At 70.7% G+C, this 17,041-nt stretch carries 14 protein-coding genes; 7 read left to right on the forward strand and 7 right to left on the reverse strand.

Annotated elements, in window-relative coordinates:
- Nucleotides 1-32: 32 nt before the first annotated feature.
- Together H180DRAFT_RS19860 and H180DRAFT_RS19865 are read right to left on the reverse strand one after the other, a co-directional pair.
- Nucleotides 33-725, reverse strand: coding sequence for a FadR/GntR family transcriptional regulator (locus tag H180DRAFT_RS19860; protein WP_055487453.1), 693 nt, complete (start codon nt 723-725; stop codon nt 33-35).
- 376 nt (nt 726-1,101) lie between these two features.
- Nucleotides 1,102-2,256, reverse strand: a complete 1,155-nt coding sequence (locus H180DRAFT_RS19865; RefSeq protein WP_055487454.1) for an AAA family ATPase — start codon at nt 2,254-2,256, stop codon at nt 1,102-1,104.
- 249 nt (nt 2,257-2,505) lie between these two features.
- On the opposite strand from H180DRAFT_RS19865, the gene H180DRAFT_RS19870 reads away from it, so the two are divergent.
- Nucleotides 2,506-2,874 carry an MmcQ/YjbR family DNA-binding protein gene (locus H180DRAFT_RS19870; protein ID WP_055487455.1) on the forward strand — a complete coding sequence of 123 codons (369 nt, stop codon included), beginning with the start codon at nt 2,506-2,508 and terminating at the stop codon, nt 2,872-2,874.
- Between the two features lie 63 nt (nt 2,875-2,937).
- Here H180DRAFT_RS19870 and H180DRAFT_RS19875 read toward each other — a convergent pair whose 3' ends face one another.
- Nucleotides 2,938-3,318, reverse strand: a complete 381-nt coding sequence (locus H180DRAFT_RS19875) for a hypothetical protein (protein WP_055487456.1) — start codon at nt 3,316-3,318, stop codon at nt 2,938-2,940.
- A 12-nt stretch (nt 3,319-3,330) separates the two neighbouring features.
- Between H180DRAFT_RS19875 and H180DRAFT_RS29910 the strand changes: the two genes are divergently transcribed.
- Nucleotides 3,331-3,474, forward strand: a complete 144-nt coding sequence (locus H180DRAFT_RS29910; protein ID WP_159033589.1) for a hypothetical protein — start codon at nt 3,331-3,333, stop codon at nt 3,472-3,474.
- 159 nt (nt 3,475-3,633) lie between these two features.
- On the opposite strand, the gene H180DRAFT_RS19880 is transcribed toward H180DRAFT_RS29910, so the two are convergent.
- A complete protein-coding gene (locus H180DRAFT_RS19880) occupies nt 3,634-5,790 on the reverse strand; it encodes an OmpL47-type beta-barrel domain-containing protein (protein WP_254666100.1) in 2,157 nt (718 codons plus the stop codon).
- A gap of 89 nt (nt 5,791-5,879) precedes the next feature.
- A complete protein-coding gene (locus tag H180DRAFT_RS19885) occupies nt 5,880-8,411 on the reverse strand; it encodes a ThuA domain-containing protein (protein WP_079100252.1) in 2,532 nt (843 codons plus the stop codon).
- 223 nt (nt 8,412-8,634) lie between these two features.
- Here H180DRAFT_RS19885 and H180DRAFT_RS19890 point away from each other — a divergent pair, with 223 nt between their 5' ends.
- The 4 genes from H180DRAFT_RS19890 (at nt 8,635) to H180DRAFT_RS19905 (ending at nt 13,734) form a co-directional block, all read left to right on the forward strand.
- Nucleotides 8,635-9,621 carry a multicopper oxidase domain-containing protein gene (locus H180DRAFT_RS19890; protein ID WP_055487458.1) on the forward strand — a complete coding sequence of 329 codons (987 nt, stop codon included), beginning with the start codon at nt 8,635-8,637 and terminating at the stop codon, nt 9,619-9,621.
- A 190-nt stretch (nt 9,622-9,811) separates the two neighbouring features.
- Nucleotides 9,812-10,015, forward strand: a complete 204-nt coding sequence (locus tag H180DRAFT_RS19895; RefSeq protein ID WP_055487459.1) for a cold-shock protein — start codon at nt 9,812-9,814, stop codon at nt 10,013-10,015.
- 346 nt (nt 10,016-10,361) lie between these two features.
- Complete coding sequence (locus H180DRAFT_RS19900; protein WP_055487561.1) at nt 10,362-11,621, forward strand: ATP-grasp domain-containing protein; 1,260 nt, start codon at nt 10,362-10,364, stop codon at nt 11,619-11,621.
- Nucleotides 11,622-11,694: 73 nt separating this feature from the next.
- Nucleotides 11,695-13,734: a CocE/NonD family hydrolase gene (locus tag H180DRAFT_RS19905; protein WP_055487460.1), complete on the forward strand. Its 2,040-nt coding sequence runs from the start codon at nt 11,695-11,697 to the stop codon at nt 13,732-13,734.
- A 6-nt stretch (nt 13,735-13,740) separates the two neighbouring features.
- Here H180DRAFT_RS19905 and H180DRAFT_RS19910 read toward each other — a convergent pair whose 3' ends face one another.
- Nucleotides 13,741-15,264 carry a hypothetical protein gene (locus H180DRAFT_RS19910; RefSeq protein WP_107097706.1) on the reverse strand — a complete coding sequence of 508 codons (1,524 nt, stop codon included), beginning with the start codon at nt 15,262-15,264 and terminating at the stop codon, nt 13,741-13,743.
- A 145-nt stretch (nt 15,265-15,409) separates the two neighbouring features.
- Here H180DRAFT_RS19910 and H180DRAFT_RS19915 point away from each other — a divergent pair, with 145 nt between their 5' ends.
- A complete protein-coding gene (locus H180DRAFT_RS19915) occupies nt 15,410-16,318 on the forward strand; it encodes a 2-dehydropantoate 2-reductase (protein ID WP_074466885.1) in 909 nt (302 codons plus the stop codon).
- A gap of 118 nt (nt 16,319-16,436) precedes the next feature.
- On the opposite strand, the gene H180DRAFT_RS19920 is transcribed toward H180DRAFT_RS19915, so the two are convergent.
- Nucleotides 16,437-16,838, reverse strand: a complete 402-nt coding sequence (locus H180DRAFT_RS19920) for an RNA-binding S4 domain-containing protein (protein WP_055487462.1) — start codon at nt 16,836-16,838, stop codon at nt 16,437-16,439.
- Nucleotides 16,839-17,041: the final 203 nt, after the last annotated feature.

Genomic DNA, 17,041 nt, shown 5'->3' on the forward strand with positions numbered 1-17,041 from the left:
GACCTCCGAGAATGTCGTGCCCCGGCCGCCCATCAGGCGATCCCGAGACCGTCGAGCATGATGCGCTCCGTGGCGGCGAGGTACGCGTCCGCCGCCTCGCGCGCGGCCTTCGCGTCGCCCGCACTGACCGCCGAGACCACGGGTTCCAGCCGGCCGTGCGCCACCTCGGGGTCCAGGAACGGGCCGACGAGGTGTGTGCGCATCGGCAGGTAGGCGTTGAAGAGGGTGTTGGTCAGCAGCGTGTAGACCCTGTTGCCGGTGGCGCGGGCGAGCGCGCGGTGCACCTCGACGTCCGCGAGCTGCACCTCGCCGCCGCCCTCGGCGCTCCGGACCGCTGCCAGCAGCCGGCGCAGTTCCTCCCGCTGCGCCGCGGTGGCCTTCGTCGCCGCCCGCTCGGCGATCAACGCGCCGATGCTGCGCCGCACTTCGAAGATCTCACCCAGCCAGTCGGGACTGTGCCGCACCAGCATCGGGAGCAGGTCGGCCCCGCCGAGACGGACGAAGTCCCGTACCCGGGTGCCCACTCCGTGACGGGTCTCCAGCAGACCGGACTGCACGAGGCGGCCGAAAGCGTGTTTGAGGGTGGTCCGCGTGACGCCGTAGCCGTCGGCCAGTTCGCGCTCGGGGGGCAGGTAACTCCCCGCGGGATGGGATCCGGTGAGGATCTCCTCGCGGAGTTTGTTCTCCAGTACGTCGACGATCGTCTCTCGGGGCAGAGTCTCCACGCCCGGCACCTTCCTCAGTGACTCAGTGGATGAGCCACTGAATCACGTACCGTCCCGCCCGGCAAGAGCCCTGCGGAACGAGGTGTTGCCGGACGACCCGAGCGCGGCGTCGTCAAGGCGACTCAGCGATCCGCGGCTGCGGCCCCCTCGCCGGCCCCGCCCCGCACCCTAGGAGCCCGATGTGGCCGAACTGCCCCCACGAGCTGCTGATCACGACCCGCAGCGTCCGCAAGCGGCTGGACCTGGAGCGGCCCGTCGACCCCCGCCCTCGTGCGCGGATGCCCGGAGACGGCCCTGCAGGCGCCCGGCGGATCCGGTGCACAGCGGTGGCACCGGCTGGTCCCCTGGGGAATCCGCGCCCGGGGACGCGAGCCCGTCAGCGCTTGGGCCAGTGCCACGCCGGCTGGTCCAGAAGTCCTTCGCGCCCGGCCACCCGGGTCCGGCCGTACTCGTCCTTGACCAGCTCCATCGAGTTCACGTCGAGCCGGTGACGCACCGGGCCGCGCTCCAGCTGCGCAACCAGCTCCGACGCGTGGGTGACCACCACGACCTGCGTGTCCTGAGCGGCTGCGACGATCAACTCCGCCAGCGGCGAGAGCAGTTCGGGGTGGAGGCTGGCCTCCGGTTCGTTCAGGACGAGTAGCGCCGGAGGCCGCGGCGTGAGAAGCGCGGCCGTCCACAGCAGATAGCGCAGCGTGCCGTCGGACAGTTCGGCGGCGGTGAGGGGGCGCAGCATTCCCGGCTGATGCAGCTCCACTTCGAAGCGGCCGCCCCGGCTTGCGACGGTGAGCCGGCTGCCGGGGAACGCGGCGTCCACGGCTTCCTTCAGCCGCTTGCGGTCGCCGGTCTCGTGGATGGTGCGCAGAGCCGCCGCAAGGTCCACGCCGTCATGCGCGAGCACGGGCGTGCGGGTGCCGATCTGTGCGGAACGGGCCGGTGCCTGCGCGTCGGTGCGCACGTGGTCGTAGAACCGCCAGGACCTGATGCGCTCCCGCAGCCTCAGCAGGTCGGGTGCGAGCTGCGGGTCGGCGAACTCGCTCAGCATGCTGTCGTACGGGCGCAGTTCGCCCGCCGAGCGATGCCAGTCACCGGCCGCAGTGCGCGTCCGCACGGCGGGGCCCTTCCGCTCCGAGAGCACCGCGGCGGGGCGCAGCACCGGCCCCGCCCAGGTGCATTCGACCTTGATCTCCGGATCGAGGTCGAACAGTGAATCGGCCGGGACCGGATGCCCGAAGTCGACCGCATAGCCGAACTCGTCCCCGGCGAAGCCGAGTCGCAGCCCCACCGGTCCGCTTCTGCCCGCGCCCTGCGCCGGATTCTCCGAACCGGCCCACAGCGTGGAGCGCAGCCCGCCCTCGCGGGCGAGCGCCGCGACCGCTCCTCCCCGTGCGGCGTCGGCGAGCAGCCGCAGGGCCCGGTACAGGCTGGACTTCCCTGTGCCGTTCGCGCCCGTGACGACGTTCAGCCGCTCCAGCGGCACGACGAGGCTGCTCAGCGACCGGTAGTTCTCGACGGCAAGGGTGGTGATCATGCGGGGCTTCTCCGTGCGCTTCGGCTCGTGGGTGCCTTCAGTGTGGGGGGAGGGTCCGACACCCGCCTCCGTCGCGCGGCACCGGAAGCTTTACGGGCCGGTCCGCCTGACCGGCCTCTGCCGTGCGCGGGAGTGGCCGGCTTGCGGGCGGTCGGCCACCGCCGCGCCCGGGGCGCTGCCGGCACCGCCGTTGACGCGGACGAGCCCGCCGTGAGGGGGCGTACCCGCAGACAGCCGTAGATTGGTGCCATGCCCGACTCGGAGGATGTCCGCCGCATCGCGCTGTCGCTTCCTCAGACGGCGGAGAAGGAGGCGTGGAACATGCCCACGTTCCGCGTCGCCGGGAAGATGTTCGTCACGGTCCCCGACGACGAGACGTCCTTCGCCGTGCGCTGCCCCAGGTACGAGCGGAGCGAACTGATCGCGGCGGAGCCGGAGAAGTTCTGGGTGCCGCCGCACGAGGCGGGAACCCCATGGGTCCGTGTGCGGATCGCCGCTCTGGACGACCTCGGCGAAATGCGCGACATCCTCGTCGACTCCTGGAGGCAGGCAGCTCCGGCCCGGCTGCTCGACGCCTTCGGCGACGGTGATGCCGAAGGGGGCCCGCCCGCCCGCTGAGCCCCGGCGCTCCGGGTACGTGGAACCAGGGTGGCGCCGTGGGCCGTTGGGGTCCCGGCCGGTTCAGGATTCTGCCGACCGGGGGTCCTCTCCCGGCGTCCGGGACGTGCCCGGGCCGGTGACGTGCCCGTCGGGATCACGGGGCCGGCTGCCGCGGCCGAAGAAGAGGTAGCCGCACGTGATGGACGCCGTGATGACGATCATCCACGGAATGTAGTCGGGTGCCCTGTTCAGCACCGTGTGCCAGAGACCGTCGCCGAGCGGCGGCCTGCCGGCGATGTCGCCCGCGGTCATCAGGAGCGCCCCGCTGACGGCGAGGCCGCCGAATATCGTGGTGAGCCTGCCCCGGCCGGGTCTCCTCGCCTCACGTCCGCCCAACTGCATCACGGCGCTGAACGCCGCGGCGTAGAGGACGAAGGCGGCGATGATCAGCGCGGTGTACAAGGAGACTCCGGGGTGACGTGGACGGCGGGGACTTCGGCGACGGCGGTGCGGGCAGCGCCCGGTGCCGGTGCCGGCGCGGCAGCCGACGCGGTCCTCGAATCGGCCGTCGACGTGGCGGCGGGGCCGGGCAGCGGGGGCGTCACGCCGGCAGCGTAGTCCGGGCTCGGGACCGGCACGGGCCGCTTGATGAAACACGACAAGCCGGCGCGGAGGGGCGCCGCCGACGCGGGGGAAGGCGGCCGGGCGACGCGAAGAGGCCCCGCCGCTTTACGGCGGGACCTCTTCATCCGGGCGCGTTCGTCCCCGGTGACCGCGTCAGAGTTCCTTGATCCGCACGTCCCGGTAGGAGATCACGTCCGTGACGCCGTGAACCTGGAGGCCGATGTAGCCCGAGGCGTACCGGCGCCCGTCAGTGCCGGGGTCGTCGTCGCGGGGAGGCTCGAAGACCTGGCCGCCGTCGTTGTCGAACTCGTTGATGAGTTCTCCGTTCCGGTAGACCGAATAGTGCTGGCCCACGACCTTGATCTCGTAGTCGTTCCAGGTGCCCTTCGGGGTGACGCCCGCACCGGCCAGTCCCACGCGGTCGAAGCCGTAGACGGAGCCGGTCTTGTACATGTCGCCGTCGGGCCGGTCGAGGATCTGCAGCTCGTGCCCGAACTTGATGGCGACCCACTCGGGCCGTGACTCCTCCGGGTTGTCGTGGACGTACGGGAAGCGGGCGAAGACACCGGCGTTGGCGTTGCCGTCACCGGGGGCGTCGTCGCGGAACTGCAGCTTCAGCGAATAGTCGGCGTACTTCCGCTTCGGGTACCACAGCATGCCCATGCCCTCGGTCTCGGTGCTGCTGGTCATGCTGCCGTCGCCGCCCAGGGAGAACGCGCCGCCGCCGACGTGCTGCCACCGCGCGAAGGACTCCTCCGTCCCGTCGAACAGCTTCTTGTAGCCCGTCTGCTGACCTGGGGTGCCGATGCCGGACTTTTTCGCGGCCTTGTTGATCAGCTTGTGCTCCCGCGCGTCGAGCACGTTGTCCTTGAGCAGCGCGTCGGTGACCTCCGAGACGTGCTTGAGGAACAGGGCCTGCGAGGACCAGTCCTTCTCGTCCTCGATCAGTTCGCCGACGGTGCAGCGCTGCCGCGTCATCCGGTTCGGGACGCCGGTGTCGATGTCACCGACGAAGACGGTCTCCCGCTCGTCGTACTCGGGGCAGTCGGGCGCGGGGACACCGCCGCCCGGCACGACGTCGAAGGACTCGGCGACGGCCTGCGAGGTGTTGCCCGCCTTGTCGGTCGCCCGGTGCGCGACGCTGTGATGGCCGGTTCGGTCCACCACGACCGGCTCTGTGTAGGCGAGGAACGGGCCGCCGTCGAGGGAGTATTCGACCTTCTCCACTCCCGATCCCTCATCCGTTGCGGTGAGGGTCACCGTGGCCTTGCCGAGATAGTGGCCGTCGGAGTTGGTCCTTCCCTCGGTCCTGGCCGTGGTCCGCGGCGCAGTCGTGTCCTCCTCGGGCTGCTCGACGACGGTGAACTCGACGGACTTGGCCGCGGCGGCGTTGCCCGCCTTGTCCGTCGCCTTGTAGCGGACGGTGTGGGAGCCCGGCTCGTGCACCATCACGGGTGCCGAGTAGGGCTGGAACTCCCCGTCGTCCAGGGCGTATTCGACGGTGTTGACCCCCGACCCCGCGTCGGACGCGGTCACGGTGACGGTGGCCGAGCCCACGTACGCGCCGTCGGCGTCCTGTTCGCCGTCGACCGTCGCGGAGGTCTCCGGCGCAGTGGTGTCGTCCGTCGGCGGTGCGACGACGGTGAACTCCACCGACTTCTCCTCCGCGACGTTGCCCTCCTTGTCGGCGGCTCTGTAGCGGAAGGTGTGCGTACCGGTCTCGTGCACCATCACCGGCCCGGTGTAGGCCTGGTGGCCGCCGTCGCCGAGGGCGTACTCGACGGTCGCGACGCCGCTTCCGCTGTCGGATGCGTTCACGGTGACGGTGGCCATGCCCACGTACGCGCCGTCCGCGTTCTTGTCGCCCTCGACCTTTGCGGAGGTCTCCGGCGGTGTCGTGTCCCCGCCCCCGCCGCCGTCGGTGACGACGAGGGTTCCCTGCATCTGCCCGTGGCCGGGAATGGTGCAGTGGTACTTGTACGTCCCGGGGGTCAGGACGACTTCGACGGAGTGCTTGCCGCCCTGCGCGTCCGAGGGGTTGGCGAGGATGTTGACGTTCACGTCGTCGTTGTAGTCGGGGTCGCCGGTGACGAACGTCAGCGTGTGCGGCATGGACGTGGTGTTGCCCGTCGCCTCGCTGTTCTCGAACTCGATGGTCGCCGGCCCCGCGACCGCCGTCTCGGGCGCCGAGGTGTATCGGGTGATGTCGTCGCCCGCGGTCCACCTCAGCAGCTGTGCGGCCGCCGTGCCGGAGCCGCCTGGCGCCGGCTGCTGCCCGTACGCCGGTGCCGAGGTCAGGCCCAGCACCATCAGCAGCGCCGCGAACAGTGCCGTCACCGCGGTGCCGAGGGCCCGCCGCCGGCGGGCCGCCGGCGTCCGGCGTGTGCGTGCGGACGGGATCATCGTGACGCCCCCTTCGTGCTGTTGCCGACGACGTCGCCGGCGGCGGGAGTGGCCTTGCCGCCCTGGTAAGTGACGTGCCACAAAGCCGACTTGTCGTCGGAGGTGAAGAAGCCCCGTCCGTAGTCGAGGACGTAGAGCGAGCCGTCCGGGGCGAACTTCCAGTCCATGAGATTGCGGATGCCGCCCTCACCGACCGGGATGATCCTGCGAAGGCTCTCGGCGTGCACCGGCAGGGCCCCGGGCTCGTCGCCGTCGGGCATCACCACCGCGTGCCGGGGCTGTTCGGCGTCGTAGAAGTCGCCGACGAACCACTTGCCGTCCCAGTAGGCCGGCCATTTGCCCTTGGACGCGACGGACTTGTCGAAGCGGTAGACCGGGCCGTTCATGGTGGCCTGGCCGCCGCCCTTGAGCCACGGCAGCAGCAGCTTCTGCTCGTCCTTCTTGTAGCTGGGCACGCCGTTCTCGTCACGCGGATAGTCCGGGGCCCCGCCCTGCGGCGAGTACCAGATGTTGTTGGGCTGCGCGGGCGGGATGTTCACCAGCCCGTCGTTGTTGGGGGACTCGTTCTTCAGGTGGTCGCAGTCGTACCAGCCCAGCGGCTTGTCCGGGTCGGGCAGATTGCGGTCCCGGTAGGGCTGCTTGTTGCCCATGCAGTACGGCCATCCGTGGTTGCCTGCCTGCGTGATGCGGGCGAAGGTGTCGTACTTGGCGGGGCCCCACGTGGTGCTGGGTTCGCCGGCGTCCGGTCCGACCCAGCCGGCGTAGAGGACGTCGGTCTCGGGGTCGACGGAGATGCGGGCCGGGTTGCGCACGCCCATCACATAGATCTCGCCCCGGGTCTTGCCGCCGCCCTCGTCGGTCTCCTCGCCGGTGAAGAGGTTCCCTTCGGGGAGGGTGTAGGTGCCGTCGTCCTCGGGGTGGATGCGCAGGATCTTGCCGTTGAGGTTGTTGGTGTTGCCCGCGGTGCGGCGGGCGTCGGCGAACGAGACGCCCTTGAAGGAGGGTTCGGGGTTGTTGCCCGAGTAACCGTCGCTGAAGCGTGAGGAGTTGTTGTCACCTGTGGCGATGTAGAGGTTGCGCTTGGAGTCGAAGGCCATGCCGCCGCCCGCGTGACAGCAACTGTGCACCTGCACGGGCCACTTGAGCAGCACCTTCTCCGAGGACTCGTCCAGCTTCCCGCTCTTCGCGTCCACGGTGAAGCGGGAGACGCGGCGCTCGGCCATGTGCTTGTCCCGGTCCAGCTGCGAGTGCGGCGTGTAGTGCAGGTACAGCCGGCCGTTGTCGGCGAAGTCCGGGTCGAGCGCGATACCCAGCAGGCCCTCCTCGACCTTGACGAGTTCGTCGCCGCCGCCCTTGTTGCCGAACACGGTGAGCGACCCGACCAGGGAGACCTTCTTCGTCTCCGGGTCGTAGACGTGGACCGTGCCCTGGCCCTTGCCGATCTGCGGGTCGTCCCAGTCGGTCACCACGGGCGCGTCTCCGTCGCCGCCGCCCCGCCCGATGTAGAAGACGCGGCCGTCGTCCGCCGTGGCCAGGCCGTGAGGCTCACCGATCTGGTCGGACTCGCCGGGCTTGTTCGGGGAAGTGACCCGCTCCGCCTTGTAGTTGGAGGCGATGGTGGCCTGGCAGTCGGCCCTTGCCAGCCGCGTCGTCCACAGCAGCGCACCACGCAGATGCGTGCGGAAGTCGGCCTCCTGGAAGCTGTCGGCCGTGCCGCCCATGCCGGTGTAGAAGGAACGTCCGCCGTCGTAGTCGCGGCACCAGGAGACGGGGTGGTCCCAGCCCATCGCGCCCTGGCCGGGGTCGTAGCTGCGCTCGCGCACGCGTGCGACGGTGTGCACCGAACCGCTGGGATTCTCCTTCCAGTTGAGCCACTTGTCGGGGCGCTTCCACTCCAGGGGAAGGTCCCTGGCCGCCGGGTTGCGGCGGTCGCCGACCTCCACCGTGGCGCGCTGCACCTTCGCGGTCTGGTCCGCAGCGGGGCGTGCGCCCACCAGACCGGCGAACCAGTCGGAGTACGGCTCCGCCTTCGCAGCGCCGTGGATGCCGAGGAAGCCGCCGCCGGCCTCCATGTAGCTCTCCAGGCCCGCTTCCTGCGCGGGATCGAGGACGTCACCGCCGCCGGTGAGGAAGACGACGGCGTTGTACTTGCCGAGCTTCTCGGAGGTGAACACCGAGGGGTCCGCCGTCGCGGTGATCCTGAAGCGCTGTGCGGCCGGGCCGCTGCGGCCGATCTGCTCGATGGCCTCGATGCCGGCGTCGACAGTGGGCGGCTCCTCTCCGGCGGAGCCGTGGAAGACCAGCACGCGCACGTCCTCCCCGCCCGGCGGGGAGGGGAGTCGGAGCTTCGCGTCGGGCGGGTCCGGCGGCGTGCCCGCCAGGGCCGGGGAGCCGCCCAGCAGGGCGGCCGAGACCGCTCCGGCGAGCAGCGCCGCGAGCCGCCCGCGCCGGGAGAAGCGCCGGAACGCCGGGCGTGACCTGCGCAACCCTCTCAACTGCGAGGGCTTTTGGTGCGGTTCGAGCCGCATGACTGATCCACCCCTCTTAAGTCACAGAAACGCGGAAGAAGTTAGACCTCTTTCGGTGGAACGCCAATAGCTATGACCGCGATTCAACGAACTTTGTCCTGGATATGGATAAACGAGGCCGACGGCGCTACGGTCCTTGTCGGCTTCACTCCAATGTCCAGGCGCGCAGGGGCAGTTCAGGCACGCAGGCAGTGGCGGCCCTCCGGCCGCCGAAGGGAGACCGATGTCCGAGACGTCCGGCAGCAGCCTCGCCCGTCGCAGCTTCAGCAGACGGCTTCTCGCCACTTCCGCGGCGGCGGCGCTCGGCCCCGCGGTCCTCGCGCCGCCCGCGTCCGCCTCGGCGCCCTCCGCCGCACCCTCCGCCGCGGCGGGCGTCCGGCGCGCGGGGCCCGGCGGCGAGGTGCGCCACATGAAGCTCTACGCACAGAAGCTGGCGGACGATCAGATCGGCTACGGCCTGGAGAAGGGCAAGGCGACGGTCCCCGGCCCGCTCATCGAACTGACCGAAGGGGACACGCTCCACATCGAGTTCGAGAACACCACCGACACCACGGTCAGCCTCCACCCGCACGGCGTCGACTACGACCGGGCCAACGACGGCACCAAGATGAACGACAGCGTCGTCGAACCGGGCGGAACGCGCACCTACACCTGGCGCACCCACGCCCCGGGCAAGCGCAAGGACGGCACCTACCGCCCCGGCAGCGCGGGCTACTGGCACTACCACGACCACATCGTCGGCACCGAGCACGGCACCGGCGGCATCCGCGCCGGCCTCTACGGCCCGCTCGTCGTGCGCAGGGAAGGCGACATCCTGCCCGAGAAGCAGATCACCATCGTCTTCAACGACATGACGATCAACAACCAGGCCAAGGGGCCCGACTTCAAGATGACCGTGGGTGACCGGGTCGAGATCATCATGATCACGCACGGTGAGTACTACCACACGTTCCATGTGCACGGGCACCGCTGGGCCGACAACCGGACGGGCCTGCTGGAGGGGCCCGGCGACCCCAGCCGGATCATCGACAACAAGATCACCGGCCCGGCCGACTCGTTCGGATTCCAGATCGTCGCGGGCGAGGAAGCGGGCGCCGGCGCATGGATGTACCACTGCCACGTGCAGAGCCATTCGGACATGGGGATGGCCGGGCTGCTGCTCGTGGCCAAGCCGGACGGGACGGTGCCGGGCCACGACGGCCACCACTGACCACCCGGCGCCCCCGGGACCTGAGGTGTGCTAGGTTGCAGAAGTTGCAGTTTTGGTACCCATTACGTGTGCGCCTGACGGTTGTGACCTCAGGCGCATTTTTGTTTTCCGGTGTTTCTGGATGGGGTCAGGGCGGCGACGGTACCCCGCGAGGTGCGGGGCACCAGATTTGCCTCAGAAGGAGATCGGCATGGCATCCGGCACCGTGAAGTGGTTCAACTCCGAGAAGGGCTTCGGCTTCATCGAGCAGGAGGGCGGCGGCAACGACGTTTTCGCCCACTACTCGAACATCAACAGCCAGGGCTACCGTGAGCTCCACGAGGGCCAGAAGGTGACCTTCGACGTCACCCAGGGCCAGAAGGGCCCGCAGGCGGAGAACATCACCCCGGCCTGATCGCGGCTTCGCCCACGGGGCCCGTACCTGCTCGCAGGTGCGGGCCCCGTGGCATGTCCGCGGCCCCGCCGGTCCTCCCCGTGCCCGGCTGCCCGGTGCCCGCCAACTCCGGCCGGTGCAGCGCAGGTCCGTCCGGTCCGGGGCGGGCCGACGCACTGGTCCGCAGCCGGCGCGGGCGTGCCCGCCGCCGGGCACCGGTGCTGTGAGCAGGGCGGGGAAGCGGCATGGAGATCAGGATCACGTCTGCGGTCGATTGGACGCAGGGGCCACGGGTACCTCGGCCACTCCACACGGAAGGACGAGGAGGAGAAAAGACGTGAGCCGGAAGAACATTTTCGTCCTGGGGATGGACGACGCGAACCACGAGGTCCTGCGCCAGGTGCCGCATGCCGAGGAGTACGCGTTCCACCCCCTTCTGGAGCCCGGCGAGCTCCAGGAGGGCGAGGTGTCCGTGCCGGACCTGCTGGCGAAGGCCCGCAAGACGCTCGGGGACTTCGACGGCGGCGTGGACGCGATCGTCGGCTACTGGGACTTCCCCGTCAGCACGCTCGTGGCGCTCCTCAACCGTGAGTACGGACTCCGCGGAACCAGCCTGGAGTCCATCGTCAAGTGCGAGCACAAGTACTGGAGCCGGCTGGAGCAGCAGAAGGTCATCAGCGAGCACCCCCGCTTCGGCCTGGTCGACCTCGACGAGGAGAACCCGGGCCTTCCGGAGCACATGCGCTTCCCGGTGTGGCTCAAGCCCGTCAAGTCCTACTCCTCCGAGCTCGCCTTCGGCGTGAAGAACGAGGAGGAGTTCGCGAAGGCCGTGGAGGAGATCCGCAACGGCATCTCACGCATCGGGCGGCCCTTCGAGTACATCCTCGAACAGATCGAGCTGCCGCGGGAGATCGCCGAGGCCGGCGGCCAGGCCTGCCTGGCCGAGGAGTCGCTCACCGGCGTGCAGTGCGCCGTCGAAGGCTACGTCCGCGACGGCGAGATCACCGTCTACGGAGCCCTGGACTCGATCGACTACCCGGACAGCTCCAGCTTCCTGCGCCACCAGTACCCCTCGCAGATGCCCGAGCCCGTCCAGCGCAGGCTCAAGGACGTCACGAAGCGTGTCATCTGGCAGATAGGCATGAACAACGCGACGTTCAGCATCGAGTTCTTCTACGACGCGCAGAAGGACGAGATCAATCTGCTGGAGATCAACCCGCGGCACTCCCAGTCCCACGCAGAGCTCTTCGAATACGTCGACGGCGTGCCCAACCACGACTGCATGCTCAGCCTGGCCCTCGGCCGGGAGCCCAGCCTCCTGCCCGGGCACGGCACTTACGCCGTCGCCGCGAAGTGGTACCACCGCTGGTTCACCGACGGCGTGGTGCGGCGCGTCCCCACCCAGGAGGAGATCGCCGAGGTCGAGCGCGAGATCCCCGGCGTGAAGATCGACGTGGTGCCCGAGCAGAACGAACTGCTCTCCGACGCTCCCGAACAGGACAGCTACAGCTACGAACTCGCGCACGTCTTCGTCGGTGCCGACAGCGAGGCGGAGATGGTCGACAAGTACAACCGCTGCCTCGCGGCGCTGCCCTTCCGCGTCGAGGAACCGGCGGACGCAAAGTGACCGGCGGCCGGACACACGTGAGTGGAAGCCCGGCACCCATGAGCCGTCCGCCGTTCAGGGAAGGAGCGCGGGCATGCGTTTCGTGAGCAACCTGCCGCACAAGACCGAGGAAGTGGAGCACCTGTGGATCCCGGTCTCCGACGGCACGCGCCTGGCCGCCCGCATCTGGCGGCCGGCCACCGCGGAGGAGGACCCGGTGCCCGCGGTCCTGGAGTACATCCCGTACCGCAAGCGTGATCTGACGGCCGTCCGCGACTCGATGCACCATCCGTACATCGCCGGTCACGGCTACGCCTGCGTACGCGTCGACGTGCGCGGCACCGGCGAGTCCGAGGGCGTCCTGGAGGACGAGTACCTGGAGCTGGAGCAGACGGACGCCGAGGACGTCCTGGAATGGATCGCCGCGCAGCCCTGGTGCGACGGCAGCACCGGCATGATGGGCATCTCCTGGGGGGCCTTCAGCGCCCTCCAGGTCGCCGCGCGCCGTCCGCCGAGCCTGCGCGCCCTCGTCATCGCGTCCTTCACGGACGACCGCTACGCCGACGACATGCACTACATGGGCGGCTGCCTGCTCTCCGACAACCTGGCGGAGGCCGGCACCATGTTCGCTCACGCCACCTGCCCGCCGGACCCGGCGCTGGTCGGTGAGCGCTGGCGCGAGATGTGGCGGGAACGCCTGGAGAACACCCGGCCCTGGGCACTGGAGTGGCTGCGCCACCAGCGCCGGGACGACTACTGGCGGCACGCCTCGGTGTCGGAGAACTACGAGGACGTGCAGTGCCCGGTGCTCGCCTCCAGCGGGTGGGCCGACGGCTACTCGAACGCGGTCACCCGGCTCCTTGGCAACCTCGACGTCCCCCGCAAGGGCCTCATCGGGCCCTGGTCGCACAAGTTCCCGCACCTGGGGGAGCCCGGCCCGGCCATCGGGTACCTCCAGGAGGTCGTGCGCTGGTGGGACCACTGGCTCAAGGGCGTCGACAACGGCGTCATGGACGGCCCCATGCTCCGTACGTGGATGCAGGAGAGCGTCCCGCCCTCCACCTCCTACGAGGAGCGGCCGGGCCGCTGGGTCGGCGAGCCGGGCTGGCCCTCCCCGGAGATCAGCCCCGTGGTGTACCCGCTGCGCAGGCACCGCGTCGGCGAGCCGGGCGAGCGCGTCGAGGATGAGGAGCTGACGGTCCGCTCCCCGCTGTCCGTCGGCCAGTTCGCCGGGAAGTGGGCCTCCTACAACGCGCCTCCGGACCTGCCCTACGACCAGCGCGAGGAGGACGGCGGGTCGCTCGTCTTCGACACCGACGCCCTCACCGAACGCGTCGAGATCCTCGGATCGCCGACCGTGGAGATCGAGTTCTCGGTCAGCGAGCCCGTGGCGATGGTGGCGGCCCGGATCTCGGACGTCGCACCGGAAGGACCCGCGACCCGCGTCACCTACGGGCTGCTCAACCTCACCCGCAGGGGCGGCGAGGGCGAGGTCGTCGCCTCCGAACCCGAGCCGCTCGAACCGGGGCGGCGCTACCGGGCCGTGATCGAGCTCAACGGTGTCGGGGCGGCGTTCCCGCCGGGCCACCGCATCCGCCTGTCCCTCTCCACGTCGTACTGGCCGCTGGCCTGGCCGCCGCCGAGGCCGGTGACGCTGAGCGTGTACGCGGGCGGCAGCACCCTCACCCTGCCGGTGCGTCCGCCCACCGACGAGGGCGAGATGCGCACCCGGGCCTTCGAGGACCCGGAGGGCACTCCGCCGCTGGAGACCACCCAGACCGGCACCGTCGACTCACGCTGGGAGGTCCACCGCGACCTGGTGAACTACGAGTCGGCGCTCGAGATCGTCAAGGACGCCGGGACGCTGCACTTCGAGGACATCGACCTCGACGTGAGCCGCCGGGCGTACGAGCGTTACTCCTCCGTGGCCGACGACTTCGGTTCGGTGCGGGGCGAGTCCGCGTGGACGATGACGTTCCGGCGTGACCGGTGGAGGGTCCGCACGGAGACCCGCACGGTGCTGCGCTCGACGGAGACGGAGTTCCTGCTGGACGCGACGCTCGACGGCTACGAGGGCGAGGAGCGGGTCTTCTCCCGCACCTGGAACGAACGGGTGCCCCGTGATCATCTCTAGGGCCCGCTAGCGCTGTGCCGCCCGCCCGCCGTGCGGTGTCACATAGACGCGGTAGCCGGGCAGTCTGTGCAGCTCCCGGGATGGCCAGTCCCGGGCCCAGCTGGGCGGCGGGCGGTGGTTCCGGGTGGTCACGGCCATCGGTTCGTTCCGCAGGGCCAGCCGCCGCAGGCCCTCGTCGGTGATGTTCACGTCGTGGCCGTCGGACTGGCGCGAGGTGCACCCCGCGTAGTGGGCCATCGGCACGGCCAGCGGCCCCGTGACCGTGCACGGGGCCCGCAGGCCGAGCCGGTGCATCGTCTGTGCGGCTTCCGTCAGGCGGCCCGTCATCGTGTAGTTGCGTTCCAGCACGGAGCCCAGCACCTGGTACTGCACCCCGAAATGGGCGCCCAGCAGCAGCGCCGGCACGAGGATCAGCAGCAGCGGGCGCCGTCCGTTCGGGCCCTGTGAGAAGGCCCGCCGCACGCACTCGGCGACGGGGAGCGCGAGCAGCGCGTAGGACGGCAGCAGGAAACGGGGCGCGGCGTACCCCATGAGGAAGAGGTAGGGCAGGGCGAGAACCACGGCCGTCACCGTGGCCAGCACGGCCGTGTCCTTCCTGCCCGCGCGCACGGCCGCTGCGATGCCGGCGCCTGCGAGCAGCGGCAGCGCGAACCACCACAGCGCGGTCTGCGGCTCCTCCCACGCCATGTCGCACGGGCGGCACAGCATCCGGCCCTGAAGGGCCCGCACGTGATCGCCGATCGCGATGTTCCAGCCCATCCCGCCCTGGATCTCGCTTCCCCTGTGCAGCCGGGCGAGGAGGCCGCCGTACGACGTGAACGCCTCGACGATCCAGGGCGCGGCCCCCGCCAGCGCGCCTGCGGCGAGCGCCGCGAACATCACCGGGCGCCGCCAGTCGCGAACCGCCAGTGCGGCTGCGCCGAGTGCCAGCACCAGCCAGGCGGCGTCGGGCGGACGCATCAGCGAGACCACGCCGACGGAGACTGCGAGCCCGGCGAGGACGCGGCGGTCCTCCTCGCCGCGTGCGTAGCGCAGGAAGAATCCGGCGGCCGCGAGGGAGCCGAAGGCGCACCACAGGTTCGGCATGGCCTGCGGACCGTAGTAGAGGGAGATCCACAGCCCGGCGAAGAGTGCGCCTCCCCAGGTGAGCACCGGAAGCGGCAGCAGCCGTCGCCACACCCACAGCGCGACGAGCAGCGCCGCGCCGGACAGCACCGCGAGGCAGATGCGCAGGACGGTCGTGGACGAGGTGAAGGAGACGATGGGCGCCACCAGATAGGAGATGCCGCGGGCGCGGGGAGCGCTGAAGTAGGCGGCGGGGTCCGGCCTGTCGACCTGGCTGACGTAGACCGACTCGTCCCATCCGAGTCCCGTGCCCGGCAGCACGAGCAGGATCTGCAGCAGGGTGTAGAGCGCCGAGACCGCCCCGAGACGCAGTAGCGGCCGGCCGGAGGCGCCCGACCCGTAGTCGGGGAGCCGTCTGAGGCGGTCGGTGACCGGTGTGCTCGGAGCTGCAGGCAGCACGTACATGGCCGAACCTCGTCCCGCTTGTGAAACCTGTGAAACCGGCTGAAGATCTGTGGGCGAGCTCTATGCGTAACACCCGTTATGTCGGTTTCGTGGTAATGGCGGCCCCGGCCAGGTCGCTCACCGGCGGGCGCATACGATCGCCCGCATGAGCTCTTCAGTACCGTCCGCACGCATAGCCGTGATCGGCGGCGGCGCCGTCGGCGGCCTCACCGCTGCTTTCGCCCGGGAGGCAGGGCACGACGTCACTCTCTGCCTGCGGAGCCCGCTCGACGAGCTCACGGTGAGCACGGAGGGTGAAGTGCTGCGCCCCGCGCTGCGCTTCGTCACAGCACCGGAGGAAGTGGCGCCTCACGACTGGGTGTTGCTGACCACCAAGGCTCAGGACACCGAGGGCGCCGCGGGCTGGCTGCGCGCCCTGTGCGGGCCGGGGACGGTCGTCGCCGTCATCCAGAACGGCATCGACCACGCCGAGCGCGTCGCGCCGCTGCTGCCGGACGGCGCCGAGGCCATGCCGACGCTCGCCTTCATGGCCGTCGAGCGCGTCGCGCCCGGCCGGATCGTGCACCACTTCTCCAGCGAACTGCACGTCCCCGACGGCCCGTCGGGCGAGCGTTTCGAGGCGCTGCTCGCAGGCAGCCGCCTAACGGTCCGCACCGTGGCGGACTTCCGCACCGCGTCCTGGCGCAAGCTGTTCACCAACGTCGCCGCCAACCCGCTGACCGCGCTCCTCAAGCAGCGCATGCACATACTCCAGGACCCGGAGATGCTCCGGCAGGCCGAGGAGATCCTTCTCGAAGCGCTCGCCGTCGCGCAGGCGGAGGGCGCGCTGGTGGACGAGACGGACGTACGCAGGGCGCTGCGAGGGAACCTCGCGGTGGGACCCGAGGGCGGGACCTCCACCTTCTACGACCGGCTCGCGGGGCGCCCCCTGGAGCACGAACACCTCACCGGCGCCGTGGTGCGCGGCGCCGACCGCCACGGGCTCGCAGTGCCGCGCAACCGGCTGCTGCTGACGATGCTGCGTGCCGCGGACCGCGAACTGCGCGAGGCCTGAAGGGGGGCCACGCCCCGGGATGCGCCGGTCGCCGGCGGGCGGTCACCGACGGGCGGTCACGGGCGCCGTGCGGGCCGGCCGGAGGGCAGTACCGGGACGGGCCGGGCAGTCCGGCGGCTCACGAGGTGCCGCCGCGCGGACCGCCGTCCATCCCGCGCAGCCGCTCCATCTCGCGGCGGTCGCGCTTCGTCGGGCGCCCCGCTCCGCGGTCCCGGCGCCCGGCCGGGGCGACCGCCTCACGCGGCGGCGGGGGCGGGCTGTGATCGGAGTAGCACTCCACGGCGACAGGCGCACCGACCCGCTTGCGGATGATGCGTGAGACCACCACCACCCGTTCACGCCCCGCGTTGCGCACCCGCACCCGGTCGCCCGGGCGCAGCGGATGGGCGGGCTTGACGCGTTCGCCGTTCACGCGGACATGGCCCGCCCGGCAGGCGGACGCGGCCGCCGAGCGGGTCTTGGTGAGCCGTACCGACCAGATCCACACATCGACCCGCACGGTCCCTGCGTCTGCAGCCATGGTCCCGACTCTAGTGCCGCGACCGGCAGGGCCGGCCCGTCAGGGAGCCGCAGCCGGTGCGCGTGATCGCAAGGCGGCCGGAAGTCCTCCTGGCGGACCTGCCGGGGCTTGCGGCCGACACCGCGCGGGGCACCCCGGGCCGGAGGCCGGGGGAGTGCGTGCCGGGTGTCGCGACGGGGGGCGAACCTGCCGGGAGGGGGCAC

This window comes from Streptomyces sp. WMMB 322 (assembly GCF_900090145.1).
Taxonomy (GTDB): domain Bacteria; phylum Actinomycetota; class Actinomycetes; order Streptomycetales; family Streptomycetaceae; genus Streptomyces.